The organism is Allobosea sp. LjRoot9 (assembly GCF_964252745.1).
Classification (GTDB): Bacteria; Pseudomonadota; Alphaproteobacteria; order Rhizobiales; family Beijerinckiaceae; genus Allobosea.
In genome coordinates, this window is sequence record NZ_CAXUPC020000003.1 from 524,570 (window position 1) to 547,498 (window position 22,929).

Below are 22,929 nucleotides of genomic sequence, written 5' to 3' on the forward strand. Positions count from 1 at the left end.
TGGCGCGGGCTCCTCAGGATGAGGCCCGATCAAAATTCCTGCTGATGCTCAATCGTCTTGATGCTCAGTCGTCCTGGCTCATGACCAGATGGTACACGCGGCCCTTGAACAGCGGCATGATCGTGCCGAGCTCACGCCGCACCTCCTGCCGGATCTCGCTCGCCAGCGCCTGATGCATCGCCTCCAGGCTGTCGAAATGGAGGTCGAAGACGACATAGACCGGCGGCGCGCCGGCTTCCTGCTCGGCCGCCCAGCGCAGCTTGAGGTCGCGGATGCCGGGATAGCGTCGGATCGCCGGCAGCACGGTTTCGCGCATCTGACGGTCGAAATGGGCGCGGTCGATTTCGGGCACCTCGCCCTCGAGAACGGCTGAGCGAATGATCATCGGGACTTCTCCTCGGAGGTGTCCAGGCCGATCTGCAACAGGCGCACGACGCTGGTCTGGGTGGCGTGGAGATGGGCGTCGAGCAGGGCGCAGGCGCGCTCCACCTCTCGCGCCAGCACAGCTTCCATAATGGCGGCGTGCTCGCTGTTGACGTCGCGGACCTCGGCCGGCGCTTCCCGATGATGCAACAGGCGGATCTTGCGATAGCGCTCGGAATGGTCGGCGAGCGTGCCCCAGAAGCGCAGCAGCCAGTCCGAACCGCAGGCGGCGACCAGGGCAGCATGGAAGCGCCGGTGACGGTCCTCCCACAAGGTCGCCGCTTCGCGGTCCTCCTGCGAGGCTGGCAGCGGGGTGCGCGAGAGCATGTGCATGGCCGCGACGATCTCGGCCTCCCAGGCGGCGTCGCCGAGTGTCATCGCCTTGGTCAGGCAGAGCCGCTCGATTTCGCGGCGCGTCGCCATCAGATCGGTGAAGGCGCTGAGCGAGGTCTCGGTGACGCGCGAGCCGCGATGCGTCTCGGCCGCGACGAGCCCCTCGGTCGAGAGCCGCATCAGAGCCTCGCGGATCGGCGTCAGGCCGAGCTGGAAGCGGTCCTGCAGGTCGTTGGCGCGCAGGCGCTCGCCCGGCATCAGGTCGCCATGCAGGATCTCGCCGCGCAGGCGCTGATAGGCTCGCTCGGCTTGAGAGCGGCTCTCCGTCAGGGTGTCCATCGCCACCGCACATTTCATGTTGACTCGCAGATTTTATAAAATCATCCTGATCTCATAGCAAGACGGCTTTGAGTGGAGATGACGGCGATGGCGCATGCCGGATGGGCTCTGACGACGGTCGAGGTGGCGAGTGGGCCCGTTGCCTGCCTCGAGGTGGAGGGCAAGCTCTATGCTCTGGAGTCGTCGCTGGCGCGGGTCGGGTTTCCCGGTCAGGCCAGCGTCATCGGCCTGTTCGCGGACTGGGGGCGTGCCGAAGGGGCTCTTGCGATAGCCGCCGCCGAGGTCGATCCGGCCGATCTGGTCACGGCCTCGCGCCGTCTCGCACCGCTGCTTTACCCCGGTAAGATCCTCTGCGCCGGCGCGAATTATTTCGACCATCTCGCCGAGATGGGCATGCCCGGCGCCAAGAAGGAGGAACAGCGGCTGTTCTTCTTCATGAAGCCGCCGCGCAACGCGGTCGTCGGCGAGGGTGCGACGGTGCGCATGCCGATCGGCACCGAGAAATTCGATTGGGAGATCGAGCTCGCCGCCGTGATCGGCAAGACGGCGCGCAATGTCTCCGTCGAAACCGCGCTGTCGCATGTGGCGGGCTATACGGTCGCGATCGACTTCTCCGCCCGCGACCACAACCGCGCGCCGGAAACCTTCTACAAGCTCGACTGGGTGGCGGGTAAGGCCAACGACACCTGCTGCCCGCTCGGCCCGCGCTTCGTGCCGGCCTCGGCTATCGCCGATCCGCAGAATCTCGGCTTGAAGCTCGCGGTCAATGGCGAGGTGAAGCAGGATGGCCGCTCCAGCGACATGATCTTCTCGCTCGCCGAACAGATCGCGACGGCGTCGCGGATCATGACGCTCGACCCCGGCGACCTGATCCTGACAGGGACGCCCGCCGGCGTCGGCGTGCCCAAGGGCACCTTCCTCTCCATCGGCGACACGGTCGATGCCGAGATCGAGGGCGTCGGTAAGCTCAGCGTCGTCATCCAGGCGGCGGCCTGAGATGGCGGCCGCGCCCGTCGCATTCGTGACAGGCGGCGCGTCCGGCATCGGGCGCGCGACGGTCTTGCGGCTGATCGCCGATGGCTTCCATGTCGTCGCGGCCGATCGCGATGCGGAGAAACTGGCGGAGTTGGGCGCGCAGGATCGGACCGGACGGCTTGAAACCTGCGTGCTCGATGTCTGCGACCGGCCGGCGGTGGCGGCGGCGATTGCGAGGCCCGCCTCGCTCGACGCGCTGATTTGTGTTGCCGGAGCCTATCAGCCGCGCGCCTTCGACGAGATCAGCGATGCGGATTTCCGCATGATGCTGGATGTGAATCTGCTCGGCGTCTTCATCGCTGCGCAGGAGGCCGCGCGCCGGATGCCGGCGGGGGCGCGCATCGTGACGGTGTCGTCGCGGGCCGCCATCGGCGGTACGAACTTCGCCCATTACGTCGCCTCGAAAGCCGGCGTGATCGGCCTGACCCGCGCCATGGCGATGGAGCTGCGGCCGCGCCAGATCGCGGTGAACTCGGTCGCCCCGGGCTTTACCGACACGCCGATGACGCGGGCCATGCCGGCCGACCAGTACGCCAGGGCCCAGGCGCTGGAGCCGAGCGGGCAGGCGGCCGCTCCCGACGACATTGCCGGGGCAATCGCCTTCCTGGCTTCGCCGGCGACGAAATTCATCACCGGTCAGACCTTGTTCGTGGATGGCGGCAAGTCCCTGGGCGGTCTTGGCTTGTGAATTTGGGCCTGTGAATCCGGGTCTGTGAACGAGACGTCCTGATCGCAACGCATAATGAGGGGAAAACAACGATGACGACGCGGCGTGGGATCATCAAAGGCGCACTGGCTGGTGCGCTCATCGGCTATGCGGGACGGGGCGCGGCGCAGGCATCCATGCAGATCCGCATCTCGACGGCGGCCCCGCCGAGCGATTTCCTGGCCAAGGCGCTCGATGCGCTGAAGGCCGAGATCGACGGCGCCTCCGCTGGCTTGAACGTCAGCGTCCACACCGCCTCGACCCTGTTCAAGCAGGGCACCGAGGTGCAGGCGCTGCAGCGCGGCAATCTCGAAATGAGCACGATGACCACCTTCGAGGTGGCCCAGCAGGTGCCCGAGCTCGGCTTCTTCAACCGCGGCTATCTGTTCAAGGACCATGCCCATCTGCGCCGCGTCTTCGACGGGGCGATGGGCGAGGAATACCGCAAGGTCGTCTCGGAGAAGATGGGCATCGAGATCCTCGCGACGCATTATCTCGGCACGCGGCAGGTCTCCCTGCGCACGAAGCGCAATGTGAAGGGGCCGGCGGACCTCGCTGGGACCAAGCTGCGCATGCCGGCGGGACCGGAATGGCTGCTGCTCGGCCGGACGCTGGGGGTGAGCCCGCTGCCGCTCGGCATGCCCGAGGTCTATCTCGCGCTCAAGACGGGTACGGTCGACGGTCAGGAAAACCCGCTCTCGATCTTCAACGCCGCAAAACTCTACGAGGTGAGCGAGCAGGTCGTGCTGACCTCGCATATGCTGCAGCCGGTGTTCTTCGCCATTGCCAAGCCGGTCTGGGCCAAGCTCTCGGCGGCGCAGCAAGCGGCCCTGCAGGCTGCTGCGCGCAAGGCCGCCAAGGCGGGCGATGATGGCCGCCTCGCCGATGAGGCCAGCATCATCGATGCGCTCAAGGGCCGGGGCCTGAGCGTGGATGCGATCGATCTCGCGCTGTTCCGCGAGGGGGCCGACAAGGCCTATTCCGGGGCCGACGCGACCAAGGCCTGGGACATGGCCTGGCTCAAGCGCGTCACCGAGGCCTGAGGCGCCATGCAGACGGGCGTGGCGGTGGAGACGCAAGGCGAGAGCACAACCGGCTGGGGCGCGCGGCTGCGCCGCTTCGCGACCGCTGTCCCGGCGCTGATGTTCGCGCTCGTCTTCCTGATCTTCAACTACAAGATCATCACTCGCTATCTCGAACATGACGAGGCGGCCTGGGCCGACGAGGTCTCGGTGATCCTGTTCATCTGGATCATCTTCTGGGCCAACGCCTTCGTCGTGCGCGACAAGGAGCAGATCACCTTCGATCTGGTCTATCGCCCGCTGCCGGAGCGCTGGAAACGCGTCATGGCGCTGGCGCGGCTTGTCTTCGTCGGCGGCATCTTCGTCTGGGCGCTGCCGGGTTCGCTCGACTACATCGCCTTCCTCTGGCGCGAGCGCACGCCGGTGCTGAACCTGCGGCTCGACCTGATCTATTCCTGCTTCGGCCTCTTCCTCATCGCCGTGGTGGCGCGCTCGGCTTGGCAGATCGTCAAGCTGCTCGGGCCGCGCTGGCGCTCGCATATCTGACGGGAGACGGGGACGTATGTCCGACGGGTTGTGGGTTTTGATGGGCGTCTTCACTGCCGCTGCCGTGCTCGGCGCGCCGCTCGGCCTGTCCATGCTGGCGGCGGGCTTCGCCTATATGATCTCGACGCATCAGGATGTCGGGCTCGTCGTCGACCAGACGATGAACGGGCTCTACAATTCCTATCTGCTGATCGCGGTGCCGCTGTTCATCTTCGTCGCCAATGTGATGAATGCGAGCGGGGTGATCGAGCGCTTGCTGCGCTTCGGCTCGGCGATGGTCGGGCATCTGCCGGGCGGGCTTGCGCAGGTCAATGTCGTCTCAAACCTGATCTTCTCCGGCATGAGCGGCTCGGCGGTCGCCGACGCCTCGGGGCCGGGCCTGATCGTGGCGCGGATGATGACCAAAAACGGCCGTTACCCGCGCGGCTTCGCTGCGGCGACCTCGGTCGTCTCGGCGACGCTGGGGCCGCTGATGCCGACCTCTATCCCGATGATCTTCTATGCGCTGATCGCCAATGCCTCGGTTGGCGCGATGTTCCTGGGCGGGCTCGTGCCGGCCGGGATGATGGCGCTGGCGCTGATGGGCGTGATCGCGATCATTTCACGCCGCCGCAATTTCCCGCGCGAGGAGAAGGTGTCCTGGGGCGCGATGCCGGCGGTCTTCGGCCGGGCATTGGCGCCGCTTGCACTGCCCGGCATCCTGCTCGGATTGATCTATTCCGGCGTCACCACGCCGACGGAGGCTGCCGCGATCGCGGCGAGCTATGCGCTGATCCTGGCTTTCGTCGTCTATCGTACGCTGAAGCCCGCGCAGTTGCTGGTCGTGATGGGCGATACGGTGAAGGCGACCGCGATGATCGCGCTAATCATGGCCGGCGCCTTCGTCTTCAACTATGCGGTCGCCAATGAGGGCGTGCCGAAGCTGATCCAGTCGACCCTGCTTGCCTGGAACCTCTCGGCGACGCAGTTCCTGCTGATCGTCGACTTGCTGATGCTGCTGCTCGCGATCGTGCTCGACGAGGTCACGATCCTGCTCGTCATCGTGCCGTTGATCGTGCCGGTGGCGCAGGGGCTCGGCATCGATCTCGTGCATTTCGGCATCGTCGTGGTGCTCAACATGATGGTCGGGCTGACGCTGCCGCCGCATGGGCTGCTGCTCTTCGTCATGGCAGGGCTCACCGGCACACCGCTCTCGGAGATCTTCCGGGAGGTGCCGCCCTTCATCATCGCGATGCTGGCGATCGTGCTCGCGGTGACGTTCTTTCCGGAGATTGCGCTGTGGCTGCCCAGGACGGCGGGGCTGATCAAGTCGTAGAGAAGCGGTCCGTCAGACCGATGCTGTGGCCGGATTGTGCAGCAGATGCTGAAGCGGCGGCCCGCTTGAACGGCTCACGGCAAGTGACGGGAGACTTTGCTTTCCAGCAGTCGGACAAGGGCTGGATCCATGAAAGCGTAGTTGTCCGGGATGTCGAGGCAAATGAGGCGGGCCGATTTCATGTGCCTGCCGAAGCGCTGCCGCAGCTTGGTGCCGTGAACGCGCTCCATGACGAAGATCACGTCAGCCCAGGCGGCCAGTTCGGCCGTCATGGGCACATCTGCATCGTGGTTCGTGCCAGCCGACGCGACTTCGATGTCGCGTCGTGTCGAGAAGACCTGCTCGGCCGTCGGGCTGCGCAGGCGATTCCGGCGGCAGACGAAAAGGACCTTCTTCACGAGAAGGTCCGGAGACAGCCGATCAGAGCGGAGCGACGCTCCGCCCTGTGGTCTAGGACGCTCACGCCGCCTTCGGCTTGCCGAAGGTCGGGTCGAGCTCGCCCTTGGCGTAGCGCTTGGCCATTTCGGCGGTGGTCGCGATGCGCTTGATCTTGCTTGCCTGGCCGGCTGTGTTGAACTCCTTCAGCCGCAGCGTGCAGAGCTTGGTCATCGCCTCCATGGCGGGCTTCAGGTATTTGCGCGGGTCGAACTCGCCGGGGTTCTCGGAGAGGATCTTCCGGATCTGGCCGGTCATCGCCATCCGGTTGTCGGTGTCGATGTTGATCTTGCGCACGCCGTGCTTGATGCCGCGCTGGATCTCCTCGACCGGCACGCCCCAGGTCTGGGGCATCTTGCCGCCATACTGGTTGATGATGTCCTGGAGGTCCTGCGGCACCGAGGACGAGCCATGCATGACGAGATGCATGTTCGGCAGCTTCTTGTGGATCTCCTCGATGACATGCATCGCCAGGATCGCGCCGTCGGGCTTGCGGGTGAACTTGTAGGCGCCGTGCGAGGTGCCCATGGCGATGGCGAGCGCATCGACCTTGGTCTCGGCGACGAACTTCACCGCTTCCTCGGGGTTGGTCAGGAGCTGGTCATGGCTAAGCTTGCCCTCGAAGCCGTGACCGTCCTCCTTCTCGCCTTCGCCTGATTCCAGCGAACCGAGCACGCCGAGCTCACCCTCGACAGAGATGCCGCCGAGATGGGCCATTTCGGTCACGGTCTTGGTCACGCCGACATTGTAGTCCCAGTCGCCGGGCGTCTTGCCGTCGGCCTTGAGCGAGCCGTCCATCATCACCGAGGTGAAGCCGGCCTGGATCGCGGTCATGCAGGTCGCCGGCTCATTGCCGTGGTCGAGATGCACGCAGACCGGGATGTGCGGATAGATCTCGGTGACGGCGTCCATCATGTGCTTGAGCATGATGTCGTTGGCGTAGGAGCGGGCGCCGCGCGAGGCCTGGATGATGACGGGGGCGTCGGTCGCGTCTGCCGCCGCCATGATGGCCAGCGCCTGCTCCATGTTGTTGATGTTGAAGGCGGGCACGCCGTAATCATGTTCGGCGGCGTGATCGAGCAACTGGCGGAGCGTAATACGGGCCACGGAGGTCCTCCCGGTTGGCGTCAGGTTTCCGGGAGGATGTAGGGCCAATGGCCCTGTTTCGCAAAGAAAAAGCTGCGCTCGTCGTGAACGGAGCGGCGAGTTTTCAGCTTAGTCGCAATGCCTCGACGCCCGGCAAGGCCTTGCCTTCCATCCATTCCAGGAAGGCGCCGCCCGCGGTCGAGATGTAGGTCAGGTCGTCGGCGACGCCAGCATGGTTCATGGCCGCGACGGTGTCGCCGCCGCCGGCGACCGCGACGAGCTGACCGGCCTTGACGCGCTTGGCGGCGGCCTTGGCGACGGTGACGGTGGCCGTGTCGAAGGGCGGCAGTTCAAAGGCGCCAAAAGGCCCGTTCCAGACCAGCGTCTTGATCTGGTCGAGCTTGAGCACGACCTCGGCAACGCTCAAGGGGCCTGCGTCCAAAATCATCTCGTCGGGCTCGACCTCGCCGATCTGGATGACGCGATGGCCGGGATGGGCCTTGAATTCGCGCGCGACCAGCGCATCGACCGGCAGCATGATCTCGCAGCCGGCGGCCTTGGCCTTGGCCTCGATCTCGCGGGCGGTGCCGACGAGATCGTGCTCGCAGAGCGACTTGCCGACATTGATGCCGCGTGCGGCGAGGAAGGTGTTGGCCATGCCGCCGCCGATGACGAGCACGTCGACCTTCTTGACCAGGTTGCCGAGCAGATCGAGTTTGGTCGAGACTTTTGCACCGCCGACGATCGCCATCACCGGGCGGGCAGGGTTGTCGAGCCCGGCAGAGAGAGCCTCGAGCTCCGCCTGCATGGAGCGGCCGGCGAAGGCCGGCAGGACATGGGCGAGGCCTTCGGTCGAGGCATGGGCGCGGTGCGCCGCCGAGAAGGCGTCGTTGACGAAGAGGTCGCCATTGGCGGCGAGCGCCTTGACGAAGGCGGGGTCGTTCTTCTCGTCGCCGGCGTGGAAGCGGGTGTTCTCAAGCAGCAGGACTTCGCCGTTCTTGGCGGCCGAGACGGCCTTGGCGACGTCGTCGCCGATGCAATCCTCGACGAAGGTGACGGGCTGGCCGAGCGCATGGGCAAGTGCCACCGCGACCGGCTTCAGGCTGTCCTTGGCGTCACGGCCCTTGGGGCGGCCGAAATGGGCGAGCAGGATGACCTTGCCGCCCTTGCCGGAGATCTCGCGGATCGTCGGCAGCACGCGCTCGATGCGCGTCGCGTCCGTGACCTTGCCGTTCTCCATCGGCACGTTGAGATCGACGCGAACAAGCGCGCGCTTGCCCGCCAGGTCGAGGCCGCTCAGCGTGTTGAAGCTCATCGCGACAGCAAGCCTCCGAACAGGCCCGGCACGCCGAATTTGAGCACGAGCACGGTGAGCAGGACCGTCAGCACCGCAGTGGCGAGGCCGGTGACGAACAGCGCGCCGAAGCGCGGCGTCGCATCGACGCGCTGGCGCAGGGCAGCGACCTCGTCGCGGATGCTGGCGAAATCCAGGGTCGCGGCGGCGCTGTCGACCTTGTGGGCGCTGCGCTCCAGCGAGGCTTCGGCGCGGGTCAGCACGGCCTCGTAGCGGGCGAACTTCTCCTCGATGCGCGCCGCCTTCTCCTCGATGCGGGAGAGCTGGTCGAGGCCGCGTGGCTCGCTTGCGGGCGTGTCCGCAGCCGGCGTCGCGCTGCCGACGATGTAAGGCGTGCCATGGGACGGCGCCGGCGTCACGATGGTCGGCTCGGCGGCGCTGGCCGGGGCTGCGACGGTCGGCTCGATCTTGGCCATGGGATGTCCGTTCATGCGAGGAAAACAGGGAAGGCCGCGCCCAGATGGGCGCGGCATCGCTCGGGTTGGGTCAGAGCAGCTTGGCCATGGCGACGGCGGTGTCGCTCATGCGGTTCGAGAAGCCCCATTCATTGTCGTACCAGGACATCACGCTGACGAACTTGTCGTCCATGACCTTGGTCTGGTCGAGCGCGAAGGTCGACGAGGCCGGATCGTGGTTGAAGTCGATCGAGACATTGGGCTGGTCGGTGACGGCCAGGATGCCCTTGAGCGGCCCGCGCTTGCTGGCCTTCAGGATCGCCTCGTTGATCTTCTCGACCGTGGTCTTGCGCTTCGAGATGAACTTGAAGTCGACCATCGAGACGTTCGGGCAGGGAACGCGCACCGACACGCCATCGAGCCGGCCCTTGAGCTCGGGGATGACGAGGCCGATCGCCTTGGCGGCGCCGGTCGAGGTCGGGATCATCGACATGGCGGCGGCGCGGCCGCGGTAGAGATCCTTGTGCATCGTATCCAGCGTCGGCTGGTCGCCGGTATAGGCATGGACCGTGGTCATGAAGCCCTTGTCGATGCCGACAGCGTCATGCAGCACGCGCACCAGCGGAGCCAGGCAGTTCGTGGTGCAGGACGCGTTCGAGACGATGACGTGGTCCTTGGTCAGCTCGTGATGGTTCACGCCGTAGACCACGGTCAGATCGGCGCCGTCGCAGGGCGCCGAGACCAGCACGCGCTTGGCGCCGGCGGCGAGATGCGCCGAAGCCTTGTCCTTGGTCGTGAAGATGCCGGTGCATTCGAAGGCGATGTCGACGCCGAGCGCCTTGTGCGGCAGGTCCTTGGGATCGCGGATCGCGGTGACCTTGATCGGCCCGCGGCCGACATCGATCGTGTCGCCTGAGACGGTCACGGTGCCGGGGAAGCGGCCATGGACTGAGTCGAAGCGGAAGAGATGGGCGTTGGTTTCGACAGGGCCGAGATCGTTGATCGCCACGACCTCGATATCCTTGCGCTTCGACTCGATGATCGCGCGCAGGACGTTGCGCCCGATGCGGCCGAAGCCGTTGATCGCCACCTTGACCGTCATCTCAATCCTCTCCTTCGCCGGGTTTCGGCGTCTGGGCCGTCATACACGCGGGCAAATCGGCCAAACGATGACCGAACGCAAGGCCCTTTGCGGGAATATCTGCCCTGTTTCGCAAGCGTCAGGCGTTATGGCGCTTCATTGCTGCTTCGACCACTGCGTCAGGCGTAATGCCGAAATGCTTGTAGACCTCCTTATATGGGCCGCTGGCTCCGAAGGAGTGCATGCCGATGAAGCCGCCATCATGGCCGATCACGGCATCCCAGCCGAAACGGACGCCGGCCTCGATCGCGATCTTGATCGGCGCGGAGCCGATGATGGCGCTCTGCGTGGCCTCGTCCTGGGCCAGCAGCAGCTCCAGCGAGGGCACGGAGACGACGCGGGCGCGCACGCCCTTCTCGGCGAGGAGCTTGCGTGCCGCGACCGCGATCTCGAGTTCGGAGCCTGAAGCGAAAAGCGAGACCTGGGCCTTGCCGCCTTCGGCTGCGAGCAGTTCGTAGCCGCCCTTGGCCGAACGGTTGGTCGCGGTCGCGTCGGTGCGCAGCTGGGCGAGATTCTGGCGCGAGAGGGCGAGCACGGTCGGCCCCTTGGTGTTCTCCAGCGCGCACTGCCAGGCTTCGGCGGTCTCGATCGCATCGGCCGGGCGGAAGACATGCATGTTCGGCATGCAGCGCAGCGAGGCGATCTGCTCGACCGGCTGATGGGTCGGGCCGTCCTCGCCCAGGCCGATCGAGTCATGGGTCATGACATAGACCACCGGCAGGCCCATCAACGCGGCGAGCCGCATCGAGGGGCGGGCATAGTCGGCGAAGACGAGGAAGGTGCCGCCGCCGGTGCGGAAGCCGCCATGCAACGTGATGCCGTTCATCGCGGCGGCCATTGCGTGCTCGCGGATGCCGTAGCGGACATAGCGGCCCTTGGGCGTCTTGATCGTGAAATCCTCGGCGCCCTTGGCCCGGGTGTTGTTCGAAGGCGTCAGGTCGGCCGAACCCATGACCAGTTCAGGCATCGCCGGCTCGATGACGTCGAGGGCGAGCTCGGAGGCCTTGCGCGTCGCGATGGTGACGGGGCTGGCGATCAGCGCCTTCTTATGGGCGAGGATCACCTTGTCGAGCTTGGCGGGGACCTTGTGGGCGAGACGACGTTCGAACTCGGCGCGCTTGCGCTCGGAGAGCGTGGCGAAGCGCTCCTTCCATTCCTTGTGGGCGGCAGCGCCGGCAGCGCCGAAGCCGCGCCAGGCCTTGAGCACATCGGCGGCGACCTCGAAGGGGCCGCCGGTGATGCCGAGCGCCTTCTTGGCGGCAGCAAGCTCTTCCGCGCCGAGCGGTTCGCCATGCGCCTTGGAGGTGCCGGCCTTCTTGGGCGCGCCGAAGCCGATCACGGTCTTGCACGCGATCATGGTCGGCTTGTTCGACTTCTGGGCGCGGCGGATCGCGGCCTCGATTGCCTCGGGGTCGTGTCCGTCGACGCGCTCGGAGCGCCAGCCGCAGGCTTTGAAGCGCGCGACCTGGTCGACCGAGTCGGAGATCGTCAGCGGGCCGTCGATCGAAATGCCGTTATCGTCCCACATCACGATCAGCTTGTTCAGCTTGTGATGGCCGGCGAGCGCGATGGCCTCGTGGCTGATGCCCTCCATCAGGTCGCCATCGGAGGCGAGCACATAGGTGTGGTGGTCGACGACCTTCTTGCCGAACTCGGCGGCGAGCATGCGCTCGGCCATGGCCATGCCGACGGCGGTGGCGAGCCCCTGGCCGAGCGGGCCGGTGGTGGTCTCGATGCCGGCGGTCATGAAGTTCTCGGGATGGCCCGGGGTCTTCGACTCGAGCTGGCGGAACTTCTTCAGATCGTCGAGCTCCATGCCCGGCACGCCGGTGAGATAGAGCAGGGCGTAGAGCAGCATCGAGCCATGGCCGGCCGAGAGCACGAAGCGGTCGCGGTCGGGCCAGCGCGGATCGGCGGCGTCATAATTCATGACGCGGGTGAACAAGACGGTCGCGACATCGGCGGCACCCATCGGCAGGCCGGGATGGCCCGATTTCGCCTGCTCGACGCCATCCATGGCGAGGGAGCGAATGGCGTTGGCGAGCTTGTCGTGCTGGCTCCGGTCGATCGATGTCATGGTATTTCAGGCTCCCGCCGGCGAATGGGGCAAGGCCGCGGCCGGCTCCCGTTCCAAAGACGGGGCGACGGCGGTCGCTATGTATGATCTCGGCCGATTGCCGACCGGGCTCGATTAGGCTGCCGGATCGACCTGAGTCAATTCGCTCCTCAGGCGTTTCGGCCATGCGAGGGGCAAGGCCGGGCCCGAGACGGCGGCTGAGCAACTGCGCGCAAGCCCTTGGGATCGGGCGGCTCCTGGCTGGGCTTGCGATTCACGTTTCGCCCCAAGATGCGCTAGTGTCGCGAATCGAGTGAGCCGGCTTCGTTCTGGAGGAGGAAAGACGGTGGCGAGCCTGATGCTGGAGAATGCGCTCGCGCGCCTCGACGGCGCGCTGGGACAGCTTGAAGCCGCCGCCCGCCGCCGCATCGAGGCGGAACGCGGGCGCGCCAATCTCGAGACGGAACTGACCTTGATGCAGGACGACCGCGCCCGGCTCGCCGCCGAGCTCGACGGCGCCGTGTCCCGGCTCGGCGAGGTCGAAAGTGCCGCCACCGATGTCGATCAGCGGCTGGAGCGGGCGATGAACGTCATCGGCGCGGTGATCACGCGCGCGCAGGCCGAGATGCCTCATCTGGATCATTGAGCGGGGGCGACCATGCCGCAAGTCAACGTCACCATCGCCGGGAAGGCCTATCGTATGGCCTGCGGGGAGGGCGAGGAGCCGCATCTGGAGGGGCTGGCCCGGCTCTATGACGGCAAGATCGATGAGATGCGCCAGGCCTTCGGCGAGATCGGCGACATGCGCCTGCATGTGATGGCGGCGCTGATGGTTGCCGACGAGGTCTCCGAGCTCAGGCAGAAGGTCACCGCGATGGAGAGGCAATTGGCCGCCGTGCAGGGCGATGCCGGCGCGGCCGATCATCGCCTGAACGAGGTCGAGGATCGTGCGGCCGAGGCGCTGATGGCAGCGGCCGAGCGCATCGAGGGCGTGGCGCGCAGTCTGGTCCCGGCGCCAGTTGGCTGATATTGCGGGGCTTTCGATCACGTTTCCGCGGCTGCCTGCGAAGCCGCCGGGAGTTCCTGAATGCCGGCTGACATGAACCGCTCGGTGAGCTTCACCCTGACGGCGGACGACTATGCGGCGGCGAACAAGCTGCATGTGCTGAATTTCTACCGGGACCGTTTCCGGCTCGCCATGATCGCTGCAGGTGTGCTGCTCTACGTGCTGTTCATCGTCTCCGACTATGCCAGTGGCTGGTCCTTCGGGACTTTCGCCGGCATCGTTCACCTGTTCGCGTTCTTTCTGCTGCTGATGCCGTTCCTGAGCTATTTCCTGTTCGCGCCGGACATAGCGCGGAAGACTTTCCGGAAGCAGAAATCGCTCCAGCAGCCGCTCACCTGGTCATGGTCGGAAGCGGGGCTGAAGGTGACGAGCGATGGCGGCGAGTGGCTCACGCCCTGGGATCACTATCTCAAGTGGGCTGAGAATGCCGAGATGTTCCTGTTCTACCAGGCGCCACGCCTGTTCCAGATGGTGCCGAAACGCGTCCTGACGCCGGAACAACTGGCCGAGTTGCAGGGATGCGCCGATCGGGTGGCCGGGTAGGGAAGCGAGGCCTGGGAAGCGGCTTCTCCAGATCGGCCTTGATTCGGAAATGATCGTTTCCTATAAATGGGGCATGGCCAATGTCGCCCCATCACCCGCATCGATCTCCGTTTCGCGCAGCCGCGGCCGGCCGCGCGAATTCGATATGAATGACGCACTCGACAAGGCCGTGCGGGTCTTCTGCGCACGCGGCTATCACGCTACCTCGATCGGCGACCTGACCGAGGCCATGCAACTGGCCCAGGGCAGCGTCTACAAGGCCTTCAAGGATAAGCGGGCGGTGTTTCTGGCGGCTTTCGATCGCAACAAGGCTGTGCGCGCCGAAAAGCTGCAGGACGCCATCGGCGCTGGCGGGACAGGGCTCGAGCGTATTCGCAAGGTCCTGGCCTTCTATGCCGAGGCCTCGCATGGCGCCGAAGGGCGGCAGGGCTGCCTGATCGTCGGCAGCGCGGCGGAGCTGGCGATCTTCGATGACGAGGTGGCGCAGCGGGTCGCGGCGAGCCTCGACAGGAACGAGGCGCTGCTGGCCGGCCTGATCCGGCAAGGGCAGGCGGACGGCTCGATTCCAGCCCATCTCGATGGCCTGGCTACCGCCCGAATGATCCTCTGCCTGCTCCAGGGCATGCGCGTGGTCGGCAAGATCGGCCGCGTCCGCGACGAGATGGCGGCCGTGGTGCAGGTCGCGATGAAGGCGCTCGCCTGATCTTTTTGACGATTTAGGAAACGATTATTCTCTATTATGGAGTTGCCCATGGCTATCGCCGCGACCGCCGACAACCCGCCTGACGAAGGTGCGGTTTCTCCCGGGATCACCTTCGTTCTGGCGATGGCCTGCGGGTTGATCGCCGCCAACATCTATTATGCCCAGCCTCTGGCCGGGCCGATCAGCGCTGCGCTGGGCCTGTCTGCGCAAGCGACGGGGCTGATCGTCACCCTGACGCAGATCGGCTATGGGCTGGGCCTGCTGCTGATCGTGCCGCTTGGCGACCTGATCGAAAACCGCCGCCTCGTCCTTACCATGATCGGCGTCGCCACGCTCGGCCTGCTCGGCGCGGCCCTGTCGACCGAGGCCCTGCCCTTCTTCGCCGCGGCGCTGTTCATCGGCCTCGGCTCCGTCGCGGTGCAGGTGCTCGTGCCCTATGCCGCGCATATGGCGCCCGAGGCTGTGCGCGGTCGTGTCGTCGGTAATGTCATGAGCGGGCTGATGCTCGGCATCATGCTGGCGCGCCCGGTCTCCAGCTTCATCGCCGGATTGTCCTCATGGCACATGGTGTTCTTCCTCTCGGCCGGGGCGATGGTCGCGCTCGCCCTGCTCCTCTGGCGGACCCTGCCGCGCCGCGTGCCGGTGGCGAAACTCCGCTATGGCGAGCTGCTGGCATCGATGGGCCATCTGGCGGCGACGACGCCGATCCTGCAACGGCGCGCGCTCTATCAGGCCTGCCTGTTCGCCGCCTTCAGCCTGTTCTGGACCACGACGCCGCTGCTGCTGGCCGGGCCGGTATTCCAGCTCTCGCAGACCGGCATCGCCTTGTTCGCACTGGCGGGTGTGGCGGGCGCCGTCGCCTCGCCGATTGCCGGGCGGCTCGCCGACCGCGGTTGGACGAGGTCGACCAGCGTCTTCGCCATGCTCTCCGTCGCGGTCGCTTTCGCGATGACCCATCTCAGCGAAGCGGGCTCGACCTGGGCGCTTGGATTGCTGGTGGCGGCGGCGATCCTGCTCGATTTCGGCGTCTCGACCAATCTGGTGCTGGGACAGCGCGCGATCTTCGCACTCGGAGCCGAACATCGCAGCCGCCTCAACGGGCTCTATATGGCGACCTTCTTCGCCGGCGGCGCGATCGGCTCGGCGCTTGGCGGCTGGGCTTTTGCGCAGGGCGGGTGGCCGCTCGCTTCCTGGATCGGCTTCGCGCTCCCGGTCGCGGCGCTGGTCTATTTCGCGACGGAGTAATGCTAGAGCAGGATGCGAAAAAGTGGGAACCGGTTTTTCGCATTGATCCTGCTCTAACTCCTAGATGAGAGAGGGATTCAGATTTCAGACGGGGTCACTTTGTGACTCCGTCTGAAATCATCCGGCTCTAGCGGAGCGCCATCCTCGGCGCGCTGCTCCCGACTGTGGACAGCCGAACTGAAACGCGCTCCGGCCGAGATGCCCACTGGCGCTTTGCCGGCGCGCATCTTACATTGCTGATGCGGGGCTGCCTGGTGCGTGCGAGAACTGTATTCCCGGGCCCATACGACTCCCTAGGGAGCTGTCCCTGACCGGGTCCCTGGACCCGGACACACGGCGCCCACCTACTTTAGTAGGTGTCCCGGGATCGAAATCTCCACGGCCAAGGTGGCTCCGTACTTTCCATCATGACCAACGCACTCTCCGACAGCGCCGCCCACAGGAAAGCCGCCCTGCGCGAGGCCGCTCTGGCGCGCCGCGACGCGCTGGAAATCGACGATCGGCTGGAATGGGACCCGGTGATTGCCGAGCGGGTGCTGGCCTTGTCGGCCCTGTCGGGAGATGGCCCGGTCTCGGCCTATTGGCCGATGCGCTCGGAGGCCGATCCGCGCCCGATCCTGGAGGCGCTGCACACGCACGGCATGCCGCTCTGCCTGCCCGCTATCGTCTCGGGCGCCATGCTGTTCCGGCGCTGGGCGCCCTGGGAGCCGATCGTGCCGGGCGGTTTCGGGACGCTTGTTCCCGAGCCTGGTCAAGCCGAGGTCAAGCCGAGGATCCTGCTGGTTCCGCTTGCCGCTTTCGATCGACGCGGCTTCCGCATCGGCTATGGCAAGGGTTATTACGATCGGGCGCTGACCGAACTCGGTGCCGTCACGAGCATCGGCATCGCCTATGCAGTACAGGAGATCGAGGCGGTGCCAGATGAGCCGCATGATCGCAGGCTCGACTGGGTGGTGACCGAACAGGAAGCGATACGCTGCGGTTGATTCTGCCGCGCATTCGCGCGACGGAGGACGCCTCGCAGCCATCCGAGTTCTCATCCCATGCGTTTTCTCTTCCTCGGCGATATCGTCGGCCGCCCCGGGCGGGTCGCGGTGCAGGAGCGTCTGCCGGCCCTCCGCCAGCGCTGGAGCCTCGACTGCGTCGTGATCAACGGCGAGAACGCGGCGGGCGGCTTCGGCATCACAGAGGCGATCTGCGACGAACTGCTTGCAGCGGGTGCGGACGCGGTCACGCTCGGCAATCATTCCTGGGATCAGCGCGAGGCGCTCGTCTTCATCGAGCGCCAGGACCGGCTGGTGCGTCCCGCGAACTACCCGACGGGTACGCCGGGGCGCGGCGCGACCGTGATCGAAGCTGCCAATGGCGCGCGGGTGCTCGTCGTCAATGCGATGGGGCGCATCTTCATGGATGCTCTCGACGATCCTTTCGCCGCTGTGGCGCGGGAGCTTTCGGCCTGCCCGCTGGGCGAGGTCGCGGATGCGGTGATCGTCGACTTCCATGCGGAGGCGACGAGCGAGAAGCAGGCGATGGGCTATTTTCTCGATGGCCGTGCGAGCCTCGTCGTCGGCACCCACACCCATGCGCCGACCGCCGATACACGCGTGCTGCCTGGCGGCACCGCCTTCCAGTCCGATGCCGGCATGTGCGGCGACTATGATTCGGTGCTCGGCATGCAGAAGGAGGAGCCGATCCGGCGTTTCCTGCAGAAGACGCCGGGCGCGCGGCTCGAACCCGCCACCGGCGAGGGCACGCTGTCTGGCGTCGCCGTCGAGATCGACGATGCGACGGGGCTGGCGAAGGCGGTCTGGCCGGTCCGGCTGGGCCCGCATCTGAGCGAGGCGGTGCCTGTCGGCTGGGAGCGCGCCTGACCGGCGCAAGAGTAGGATGCGAAAAAGTGGGAACCGGTTTTTCGCATTGATCCTGCTCTCACCCTTAGATGAGAGACGGATTCAGATTTCAGATTGGATCACTTGGTGAGCCCATCTGAAATCATCCGGCTCTAAAGCATCGGCCCGAAAAGTGGGAACCGATTTTCGGGACAAGCCGATGCAAGATCAAAGCTCTACAGCATCAGACCGAAGACGATATTCGGTCTGATGCTGTAAGCAGCCTCAGGCGGCGCGATTGCGCTGCATCAGGTGATCGAAGGCATCGGCGAGCGACGCGGCCTTGGCGGCCAAGGTGCCGGCGAGGTTGAGCACGTCGCCGACGCTGTTGCCGGCCTCCTGCGCCATCAGGCTGACGCCGCCGACGCTTTGCGCCACCTCTTCGGTGCTCTGGGCGGCGAGATTGACGCTGCGGGCGATCTCCTGCGTCGCGGCGCGCTGTTCCTCGATGCCGCTGGCGACTGTAGCCGTGGTCTGGTCCATCTGCCGGACGAAGGAGACGATGCGCTCAATCGCGGCGACGGCTTCATGGGTCGCCAGCTGCATCGAGGGCACCTGGGCCGCGATCTCGTCGGTCGCCTGCGCGGTGCGGGCGGAGAGCTGCTTCACCTCGGTTGCGACGACCGCGAAGCCGCGCCCGGCCTCACCGGCGCGGGCGGCCTCGATCGTGGCGTTCAGCGCCAGCATGTTGGTTTGGGCGGCGATGGTGCGGATCATCTCGACGATGGAGCCGATGGTCTGTGCCGAATGCGCCAGGCTCTTGACGATGATGTCGGTCTCGAGTGCGGCGGCGTTGGCGTCATGGGCCATGGTGGCGGCGCGCGACACCTCGATTGCGACCTGATCGAGCGAGATCGACAATTCCTCGGCCGCGCCCGCGACGCTGTGGACATTGGTCGAGGCTGCGTCGGAAGCCTGCGAGGCGACGATCGCCTGGGTGCCGGTGTCCTGGACCACGCCGTTCATGGTCTTGGCCATGGCTTCGACGGTGCCGGCGCCGGAATTCACCGCGCTGACGACCTCGCGCACGGTGACCCCGAAGGCGGCGAATTCGGTACTGACGCGCTCGCTGCTCTGGCGCTGCACCTCGGCATAGGTTTCCAGTAGCAGCTCGAGGTCGAGCTGGGCGGCCTTGTTGAGAGCGGCGCGCAGCGCGATGCGGCGGCGGAATTCCTTGCGGCGCCAGAAGCCGTTCATCGCCCGCAGGGCGTCGCGGTCGAGGCCCAGTTCGGCTCCGATCCGGTTCGAGACGATGGCGTGGCAGATGACGACCGCATAGGCGGGAACGCCGTGATCGTGAAAGGCGACGGCGAGACGATGCGCCGATTCCATGAAGCCGTCGTCGAGTTCGCCCGAAGCCAACTTGATCCAGTGGGTGAGGCGCAGGGCATGGACCTCGGGCAGGCGCAGCGCCCGCGCGGTTTCGGGCCAGGGATCGAACTGGGGATGCAGCTCCTCCAGCAGCGCGGGCAGCCGCGTCCTGGCGAATTGCGATTGCTGGCGCAGGAGCTTGAGATCGAACGACTCGATCTGGAAGGCGCGAAAGCGCGTCTCCTGTTCGGCGATCGGGTTGCTGGAAAGTAACGTCATGAAGTCCGGGTTCTTCGCGTGCCGCTCCTCGGCACGCGGACAACTCTGCAAGCTCATGGCAAATATTGACTTAACAGAAGCCCCAAGCGGGACGATCATGCGCAATTGCGGCTCGCCGGGGCCGTTGCGGCGGCTCTTGTCCCGGTGGCTTGCCTGTCGCCGAAGCCGGCGCTTATAAGGCCGGTCTCCCGCCATGGCCGCCGAAAGACGGGCCAGGCGATGTGCGCAGACGTGACAGCAGAGGCTGAATTGCCATGGCCGGCCATTCCCAGTTCAAGAACATCATGCACCGCAAGGGCAAGCAGGACGCCGTGCGCGCCAAGCTGTTCTCGAAGCTGGGCCGCGAAATCACCGTCGCCGCCAAGATGGGCATGCCCGATCCGAACATGAACCCGCGCCTGCGCATGGCCGTGCTGGCCGCGCGCGCCGAGAACATGCCCAAGGACAATATCCAGCGCGCCATCAACAAGGCGGCCGGCGGCGAGGGCGATAATTATGACGAGGTCCGCTACGAGGGCTACGGGCCGGGCGGCGCTGCCGTCATCGTCGAGGCGCTGACCGACAACCGCAACCGCACCGCATCCGCCGTTCGCTCCTATTTCACCAAGTCGGGGGGGGCGATGGGCGAGAGCAACTCCGTCTCGTTCATGTTCAACCGCGTCGGCGAGATCAGCTATCCGGTTGAGGCGGGCGATGCCGACAAGCTCATGGAGGCGGCGATCGAGGCCGGGGCCGACGATGTCATCAGCGACGAGAGCGGCCACACCATCCTGTGCGCTTTTGATGCGCTGAACGAGGTCTCGAAGGCGCTGGAAGCGGCGCTGGGCGCGCCGGCCTCGGCCAAGCCGGTCTGGCGGCCGACGACGACGGCTCCGCTCGACGAGGAAAAGGCCGCCTCGATGATGCGTTTGATGGAAGCGCTGGATAATGATGACGACGTCCAGAACGTCTTCGCCAATTTCGAGATCGCCGACGAGGTGATGGCCAAGCTCGGCGCAGCCTGACGAATTGCTCGTCATTCTCGGGCTTGACCCGAGAATCTCAGGCGGAAAGAGGCTCATCCGGCAAGAGATGCTCGGGTCAAGCCCGAGCACAACGGGCGCTGCTCAGCGCCCGATCAGCCCATCCCATACCGGCAAGCTGACCAGCGCGCTCAGGAAAATGACGAGATAGGCGATGCGGCGGAAGGCGGCGTCCGACGCCAGCGTGAAGCCATGCGTGCCGGCCCAGAGACCCACACCATAGACGGCGCAGAGCGGCAGCGCCATCAGCGCGGCCCCGCTCGTCAGGATGCCGTTCAGCCACAGGATCGTGCCGCTGATCAGTGTCGATATGCCGAAGAAGGTTTGCAGGTTGGCGCGTGTCTTGTGCTTGTCATTGCGCTGCGCGCCCAGCCAGAACACCGCGAGCGGCATGCCGCCGATGCTGGCCATGCCGTTGAACAACCCCGACAGCACGCCGACGCCGAGCGAAAGCGGGATGCCCGGCCGGCCGTGATAGCGCCAGCCCGAGGCCATCAGCGCGACGGCGGTGAGCACGAGCCCGGCCAGGATCCAGCGCATGGTCTCGCGATCGAGCCAGATCAGGAGCCAGATGCCGGCCGGCAGCGCCAGAGTCGCGGTGGCGAGCAGCGGCAACACCTCGCGCCATTCGGCGTTCTTGGCACTGCGCGCCGCCAGCGGCAGCGCATAGGGCAGGTCGATGAACCAGATCAGTCCCAATGCCGCGACCGGCCCGAGCACGATGCTGGCCAGCGGCATGAAGACCATGGCGAAGCCGAAGCCGGTGAAGCCGCGCACGATTCCGCCGAGCGCTGTCGCTGCCAGCAGGATCGCCAGTCCGGAAGCCGAAATGCCGGGAAGGAGCGTGTTCAGGAGATCGTTCATTTGCGGAGGGCGAGAGAAGAAGAAAGTTCTCTTCGCACCAACATGTATCTCCGGCTGCGGGCAACCCTTTCCTTGTGATGCGATCGATGCGCGCCGGTCATCGATCGTTAGGGTGGAGATGGAACAAAGCATGTCCACGGTTTAGGCTCATCGCTACATGGCAGCTCCGATTCGCATTCTTGGCCTCGATCCCGGTCTTCGGAAGACCGGCTGGGGCGTCGTCGTTTCGGAAGGCAGCAAGCTCAGCTTCGTCGCCTGCGGCTGCGTCGAGAGCGATGGCACGCTTTCGCTGAGCGAAAGGCTGCGGCAACTGCACGAAGGCATCGACCGCGTGATCGCGACCTGGACGCCCGACGAGGTCGCGGTCGAGGAGACCTTCGTCAACCGCGATCCGCAATCGGCGCTGAAGCTCGGCCAGGCGCGCGGCATCGCCCTGGTTGTGCCGGCGCTGGCGGGGTTGGACGTGGCGGAATATGCGGCCAACCTCGTCAAGAAGACGGTGGTCGGCGTCGGCCATGCCGACAAGAAGCAGGTCCAGATGATGATCCGCGTGTTGCTGCCCAAGGCGGAGACGAAGTCCGCTGATGCGGCCGATGCGCTGGCGGTCGCGATTTGTCATGCCCAGCACCGCGGCATGCGAACCCTGGTTGCGCAGATGCGGGCCTCCGCGTGAGGCGCTACAGCTTGTATCCTGCTCTAAGCGGCGAGGCCTTCGATGATCGGTAAGCTCAAGGGCCTGATCGATTCCTATGGCGAGGATTTCGTCATCCTCGACGTGCAGGGCGTCGGCTATGTCGTGCAATGTTCGTCGAAGACCCTGCAGCGCCTGCCCAAGCCCGGCGAGGCGGCAGCACTCTCGATCGAGACGCATGTGCGCGAGGATGCGATCCGGCTCTACGGTTTCCTGTCCGACAATGAGCGCGACTGGTTCCGGTTGATGCAGATGGTGCAGGGCGTCGGCGCCAAGGTCGCGCTCGCGATCCTGTCGATCCTGGAGCCCGGCGCGCTGGCAACCGCGATCGCGACCAACGACAAGGCGGCGGTGGCGCGCGCGTCTGGCGTCGGACCCAAGCTCGCCCAGCGCATCTGCGCCGAGCTCAAGGACAAGGCCCCGGCCTTCGGCCATATCGATCCCGGTGTGGCGCAGCTCGCCGGCGCGCTGGAGGACAGGAAACTGCCGCAGCCGGTGGCGGATGCCGTCTCGGCGCTCTCCAATCTCGGCTACCCGCAGGCGCAGGCTGTGGCGGCCGTGGCGGCGGCGTCGAGGGCAGCGGGCGAGGGAGCCGGCACGGCGCAGCTCATCAAGCTCGGGCTGAAGGAATTGGCGAAATGAGCGCGCCCTGCGCCGGCATCATCCGTGACGTCGAGGACAAAAGCGCGTTCCTGGCGCTGATGATGGCGAGCTGGGGCTCGCACAGCATGATGATCGGCGTCCATGTCTATGACTGCGCCGAGCTCGATCTGCTCGGTGTCTTCGCGCCGGATGGCGAGGCCATGGCCTATGCGAGCTGGACCATGCGCGGCGACGTCGCACTGCTCTGTGCGCTGCATTCCGTCGCTCCGGGACAAGGCGCTGCCATTCAGCTTCTCGACGCGGTCAAGGCTGCGGCCAAGGCCAAGGGTGCGGTCAAGCTGCGCGCCATGCTGACCAATGACAACTTGCCGGGCCTCGTCTTCTACCAGAAATGCGGCTTCCGCTTCTCAGGGCTTTATGTCGAGGCGATCGACGCCTATCGCTCGGTGGTCCCGACGATCATCAAGACGGGTTATCAGGGCCTGCCTGTGCGCGACGCGCTCGAATTGGAGATTGAATTGTGAGCG

At 65.9% G+C, this 22,929-nt stretch carries 26 protein-coding genes and 1 other RNA gene; 17 read left to right on the forward strand and 10 right to left on the reverse strand.

The genetic code is table 11. The features are described 5' to 3' along the window. Positions 1–64 precede the first annotated feature (64 nt). Positions 65–385 carry an EthD family reductase gene (locus ACSQ3P_RS16985; RefSeq protein WP_436166695.1) on the reverse strand — a complete coding sequence of 107 codons (321 nt, stop codon included), beginning with the start codon at positions 383–385 and terminating at the stop codon, positions 65–67. Further along, positions 382–1,095 carry a GntR family transcriptional regulator gene (locus ACSQ3P_RS16990; protein WP_436166760.1) on the reverse strand — a complete coding sequence of 238 codons (714 nt, stop codon included), beginning with the start codon at positions 1,093–1,095 and terminating at the stop codon, positions 382–384. Before ACSQ3P_RS16990 ends, ACSQ3P_RS16985 begins: the two co-directional genes overlap by 4 nt. Before the next feature lie 87 nt (positions 1,096–1,182). Between ACSQ3P_RS16990 and ACSQ3P_RS16995 the strand changes: the two genes are divergently transcribed. From ACSQ3P_RS16995 to ACSQ3P_RS17015, 5 genes are all read left to right on the forward strand, one after another. Then, entirely contained in the window at positions 1,183–2,091 is a 909-nt protein-coding gene (locus ACSQ3P_RS16995; protein WP_436166696.1) for a fumarylacetoacetate hydrolase family protein, read from the forward strand. 1 nt (position 2,092) lies between these two features. Continuing rightward, positions 2,093–2,818: an SDR family NAD(P)-dependent oxidoreductase gene (locus ACSQ3P_RS17000; protein ID WP_436166697.1), complete on the forward strand. Its 726-nt coding sequence runs from the start codon at positions 2,093–2,095 to the stop codon at positions 2,816–2,818. Positions 2,819–2,889: 71 nt separating this feature from the next. Then, complete coding sequence (gene dctP, locus ACSQ3P_RS17005; RefSeq protein WP_436166698.1) at positions 2,890–3,879, forward strand: TRAP transporter substrate-binding protein DctP; 990 nt, start codon at positions 2,890–2,892, stop codon at positions 3,877–3,879. 6 nt (positions 3,880–3,885) lie between these two features. Beyond that, positions 3,886–4,404: a TRAP transporter small permease gene (locus tag ACSQ3P_RS17010; RefSeq protein ID WP_436166699.1), complete on the forward strand. Its 519-nt coding sequence runs from the start codon at positions 3,886–3,888 to the stop codon at positions 4,402–4,404. Between the two features lie 16 nt (positions 4,405–4,420). Further along, a complete protein-coding gene (locus ACSQ3P_RS17015; RefSeq protein ID WP_436166700.1) occupies positions 4,421–5,719 on the forward strand; it encodes a TRAP transporter large permease in 1,299 nt (432 codons plus the stop codon). Between the two features lie 74 nt (positions 5,720–5,793). On the opposite strand, the gene ACSQ3P_RS17020 is transcribed toward ACSQ3P_RS17015, so the two are convergent. From ACSQ3P_RS17020 to tkt, 6 genes are all read right to left on the reverse strand, one after another. Next, a complete protein-coding gene (locus tag ACSQ3P_RS17020; RefSeq protein WP_436166701.1) occupies positions 5,794–6,117 on the reverse strand; it encodes a low molecular weight protein tyrosine phosphatase family protein in 324 nt (107 codons plus the stop codon). A 61-nt stretch (positions 6,118–6,178) separates the two neighbouring features. After that, complete coding sequence (gene fba / locus ACSQ3P_RS17025) at positions 6,179–7,261, reverse strand: class II fructose-bisphosphate aldolase (protein ID WP_069692981.1); 1,083 nt, start codon at positions 7,259–7,261, stop codon at positions 6,179–6,181. A gap of 103 nt (positions 7,262–7,364) precedes the next feature. Further along, a complete protein-coding gene (locus ACSQ3P_RS17030; protein WP_436166702.1) occupies positions 7,365–8,555 on the reverse strand; it encodes a phosphoglycerate kinase in 1,191 nt (396 codons plus the stop codon). Further along, on the reverse strand, positions 8,552–9,010 hold the full coding sequence (locus tag ACSQ3P_RS17035) for a hypothetical protein (RefSeq protein WP_436166703.1): 459 nt from the start codon (positions 9,008–9,010) through the stop codon (positions 8,552–8,554). The genes ACSQ3P_RS17030 and ACSQ3P_RS17035 overlap by 4 nt, the downstream gene beginning before the upstream one ends. Positions 9,011–9,080: 70 nt before the next feature. Next, the gene (gene gap, locus ACSQ3P_RS17040) at positions 9,081–10,091 is read right to left on the reverse strand and encodes a type I glyceraldehyde-3-phosphate dehydrogenase (protein ID WP_310147564.1); all 1,011 of its coding nucleotides are present in this window, start codon (positions 10,089–10,091) and stop codon (positions 9,081–9,083) included. Positions 10,092–10,209: 118 nt separating this feature from the next. Then, complete coding sequence (tkt, locus tag ACSQ3P_RS17045; RefSeq protein ID WP_436166704.1) at positions 10,210–12,207, reverse strand: transketolase; 1,998 nt, start codon at positions 12,205–12,207, stop codon at positions 10,210–10,212. A 325-nt stretch (positions 12,208–12,532) separates the two neighbouring features. On the opposite strand from tkt, the gene ACSQ3P_RS17050 reads away from it, so the two are divergent. The 8 genes from ACSQ3P_RS17050 (at position 12,533) to ACSQ3P_RS17085 (ending at position 17,614) form a co-directional block, all read left to right on the forward strand. Next, positions 12,533–12,832: a DUF4164 family protein gene (locus ACSQ3P_RS17050; RefSeq protein WP_244546312.1), complete on the forward strand. Its 300-nt coding sequence runs from the start codon at positions 12,533–12,535 to the stop codon at positions 12,830–12,832. A gap of 12 nt (positions 12,833–12,844) precedes the next feature. After that, entirely contained in the window at positions 12,845–13,213 is a 369-nt protein-coding gene (locus tag ACSQ3P_RS17055) for a cell division protein ZapA (RefSeq protein ID WP_436166705.1), read from the forward strand. 72 nt (positions 13,214–13,285) lie between these two features. Beyond that, positions 13,286–13,795, forward strand: coding sequence for a YcxB family protein (locus tag ACSQ3P_RS17060; protein ID WP_436166706.1), 510 nt, complete (start codon positions 13,286–13,288; stop codon positions 13,793–13,795). Positions 13,796–13,844: 49 nt separating this feature from the next. Then, positions 13,845–14,498: a TetR/AcrR family transcriptional regulator gene (locus tag ACSQ3P_RS17065; RefSeq protein ID WP_436166707.1), complete on the forward strand. Its 654-nt coding sequence runs from the start codon at positions 13,845–13,847 to the stop codon at positions 14,496–14,498. A gap of 48 nt (positions 14,499–14,546) precedes the next feature. Next, positions 14,547–15,743 (forward strand): MFS transporter, encoded by a 1,197-nt coding sequence (locus tag ACSQ3P_RS17070; protein ID WP_436166708.1) that lies wholly within the window; start codon positions 14,547–14,549, stop codon positions 15,741–15,743. Positions 15,744–15,984: 241 nt separating this feature from the next. After that, positions 15,985–16,141, forward strand: a non-coding RNA gene (gene ssrS / locus ACSQ3P_RS17075) — 6S RNA. 9 nt (positions 16,142–16,150) lie between these two features. Further along, a complete protein-coding gene (locus tag ACSQ3P_RS17080; RefSeq protein ID WP_436166709.1) occupies positions 16,151–16,729 on the forward strand; it encodes a 5-formyltetrahydrofolate cyclo-ligase in 579 nt (192 codons plus the stop codon). Between the two features lie 57 nt (positions 16,730–16,786). Further along, positions 16,787–17,614: a TIGR00282 family metallophosphoesterase gene (locus tag ACSQ3P_RS17085; protein ID WP_436166710.1), complete on the forward strand. Its 828-nt coding sequence runs from the start codon at positions 16,787–16,789 to the stop codon at positions 17,612–17,614. A 243-nt stretch (positions 17,615–17,857) separates the two neighbouring features. Here ACSQ3P_RS17085 and ACSQ3P_RS17090 read toward each other — a convergent pair whose 3' ends face one another. Continuing rightward, positions 17,858–19,222, reverse strand: coding sequence for a methyl-accepting chemotaxis protein (locus ACSQ3P_RS17090; RefSeq protein WP_436166711.1), 1,365 nt, complete (start codon positions 19,220–19,222; stop codon positions 17,858–17,860). Between the two features lie 254 nt (positions 19,223–19,476). Between ACSQ3P_RS17090 and ACSQ3P_RS17095 the strand changes: the two genes are divergently transcribed. Next, the gene (locus ACSQ3P_RS17095; protein ID WP_436166712.1) at positions 19,477–20,226 is read left to right on the forward strand and encodes a YebC/PmpR family DNA-binding transcriptional regulator; all 750 of its coding nucleotides are present in this window, start codon (positions 19,477–19,479) and stop codon (positions 20,224–20,226) included. 102 nt (positions 20,227–20,328) lie between these two features. On the opposite strand, the gene ACSQ3P_RS17100 is transcribed toward ACSQ3P_RS17095, so the two are convergent. Beyond that, positions 20,329–21,108, reverse strand: a complete 780-nt coding sequence (locus ACSQ3P_RS17100; RefSeq protein WP_436166713.1) for a sulfite exporter TauE/SafE family protein — start codon at positions 21,106–21,108, stop codon at positions 20,329–20,331. A 157-nt stretch (positions 21,109–21,265) separates the two neighbouring features. Here ACSQ3P_RS17100 and ruvC point away from each other — a divergent pair, with 157 nt between their 5' ends. From ruvC to ACSQ3P_RS17115, 3 genes are read left to right on the forward strand one after another with little or no spacing between them, the layout of a single operon-like run. Next, on the forward strand, positions 21,266–21,781 hold the full coding sequence (ruvC, locus tag ACSQ3P_RS17105; RefSeq protein ID WP_436166714.1) for a crossover junction endodeoxyribonuclease RuvC: 516 nt from the start codon (positions 21,266–21,268) through the stop codon (positions 21,779–21,781). Positions 21,782–21,823: 42 nt separating this feature from the next. After that, positions 21,824–22,441 carry a Holliday junction branch migration protein RuvA gene (gene ruvA, locus ACSQ3P_RS17110; RefSeq protein ID WP_092167576.1) on the forward strand — a complete coding sequence of 206 codons (618 nt, stop codon included), beginning with the start codon at positions 21,824–21,826 and terminating at the stop codon, positions 22,439–22,441. Next, positions 22,438–22,926: a GNAT family N-acetyltransferase gene (locus ACSQ3P_RS17115; RefSeq protein ID WP_436166715.1), complete on the forward strand. Its 489-nt coding sequence runs from the start codon at positions 22,438–22,440 to the stop codon at positions 22,924–22,926. The genes ruvA and ACSQ3P_RS17115 overlap by 4 nt, the downstream gene beginning before the upstream one ends. The last annotated feature ends 3 nt before the right edge of the window (positions 22,927–22,929 follow it).

Bases quoted from the DNA above. Each gene is read 5' to 3' on its own strand.
- ACSQ3P_RS16985 (WP_436166695.1), bottom strand. From the start codon at position 385: ATGATCATTCGCTCAGCCGTTCTCGAGGGCGAGGTGCCCGAAATCGAC.
- ACSQ3P_RS16990 (WP_436166760.1), bottom strand. From the start codon at position 1,095: ATGGACACCCTGACGGAGAGCCGCTCTCAAGCCGAGCGAGCCTATCAG.
- ACSQ3P_RS16995 (WP_436166696.1), top strand. From the start codon at position 1,183: ATGGCGCATGCCGGATGGGCTCTGACGACGGTCGAGGTGGCGAGTGGG.
- ACSQ3P_RS17000 (WP_436166697.1), top strand. From the start codon at position 2,093: ATGGCGGCCGCGCCCGTCGCATTCGTGACAGGCGGCGCGTCCGGCATC.
- dctP (WP_436166698.1), top strand. From the start codon at position 2,890: ATGACGACGCGGCGTGGGATCATCAAAGGCGCACTGGCTGGTGCGCTC.
- ACSQ3P_RS17010 (WP_436166699.1), top strand. From the start codon at position 3,886: ATGCAGACGGGCGTGGCGGTGGAGACGCAAGGCGAGAGCACAACCGGC.
- ACSQ3P_RS17015 (WP_436166700.1), top strand. From the start codon at position 4,421: ATGTCCGACGGGTTGTGGGTTTTGATGGGCGTCTTCACTGCCGCTGCC.
- ACSQ3P_RS17030 (WP_436166702.1), bottom strand. From the start codon at position 8,555: ATGAGCTTCAACACGCTGAGCGGCCTCGACCTGGCGGGCAAGCGCGCG.
- ACSQ3P_RS17035 (WP_436166703.1), bottom strand. From the start codon at position 9,010: ATGGCCAAGATCGAGCCGACCGTCGCAGCCCCGGCCAGCGCCGCCGAG.
- gap (WP_310147564.1), bottom strand. From the start codon at position 10,091: ATGACGGTCAAGGTGGCGATCAACGGCTTCGGCCGCATCGGGCGCAAC.
- tkt (WP_436166704.1), bottom strand. From the start codon at position 12,207: ATGACATCGATCGACCGGAGCCAGCACGACAAGCTCGCCAACGCCATT.
- ACSQ3P_RS17055 (WP_436166705.1), top strand. From the start codon at position 12,845: ATGCCGCAAGTCAACGTCACCATCGCCGGGAAGGCCTATCGTATGGCC.
- ACSQ3P_RS17060 (WP_436166706.1), top strand. From the start codon at position 13,286: ATGAACCGCTCGGTGAGCTTCACCCTGACGGCGGACGACTATGCGGCG.
- ACSQ3P_RS17065 (WP_436166707.1), top strand. From the start codon at position 13,845: ATGATCGTTTCCTATAAATGGGGCATGGCCAATGTCGCCCCATCACCC.
- ACSQ3P_RS17070 (WP_436166708.1), top strand. From the start codon at position 14,547: ATGGCTATCGCCGCGACCGCCGACAACCCGCCTGACGAAGGTGCGGTT.
- ACSQ3P_RS17080 (WP_436166709.1), top strand. From the start codon at position 16,151: ATGACCAACGCACTCTCCGACAGCGCCGCCCACAGGAAAGCCGCCCTG.
- ACSQ3P_RS17085 (WP_436166710.1), top strand. From the start codon at position 16,787: ATGCGTTTTCTCTTCCTCGGCGATATCGTCGGCCGCCCCGGGCGGGTC.
- ACSQ3P_RS17090 (WP_436166711.1), bottom strand. From the start codon at position 19,222: ATGACGTTACTTTCCAGCAACCCGATCGCCGAACAGGAGACGCGCTTT.
- ACSQ3P_RS17095 (WP_436166712.1), top strand. From the start codon at position 19,477: ATGGCCGGCCATTCCCAGTTCAAGAACATCATGCACCGCAAGGGCAAG.
- ACSQ3P_RS17100 (WP_436166713.1), bottom strand. From the start codon at position 21,108: ATGAACGATCTCCTGAACACGCTCCTTCCCGGCATTTCGGCTTCCGGA.
- ruvC (WP_436166714.1), top strand. From the start codon at position 21,266: ATGGCAGCTCCGATTCGCATTCTTGGCCTCGATCCCGGTCTTCGGAAG.
- ruvA (WP_092167576.1), top strand. From the start codon at position 21,824: ATGATCGGTAAGCTCAAGGGCCTGATCGATTCCTATGGCGAGGATTTC.
- ACSQ3P_RS17115 (WP_436166715.1), top strand. From the start codon at position 22,438: ATGAGCGCGCCCTGCGCCGGCATCATCCGTGACGTCGAGGACAAAAGC.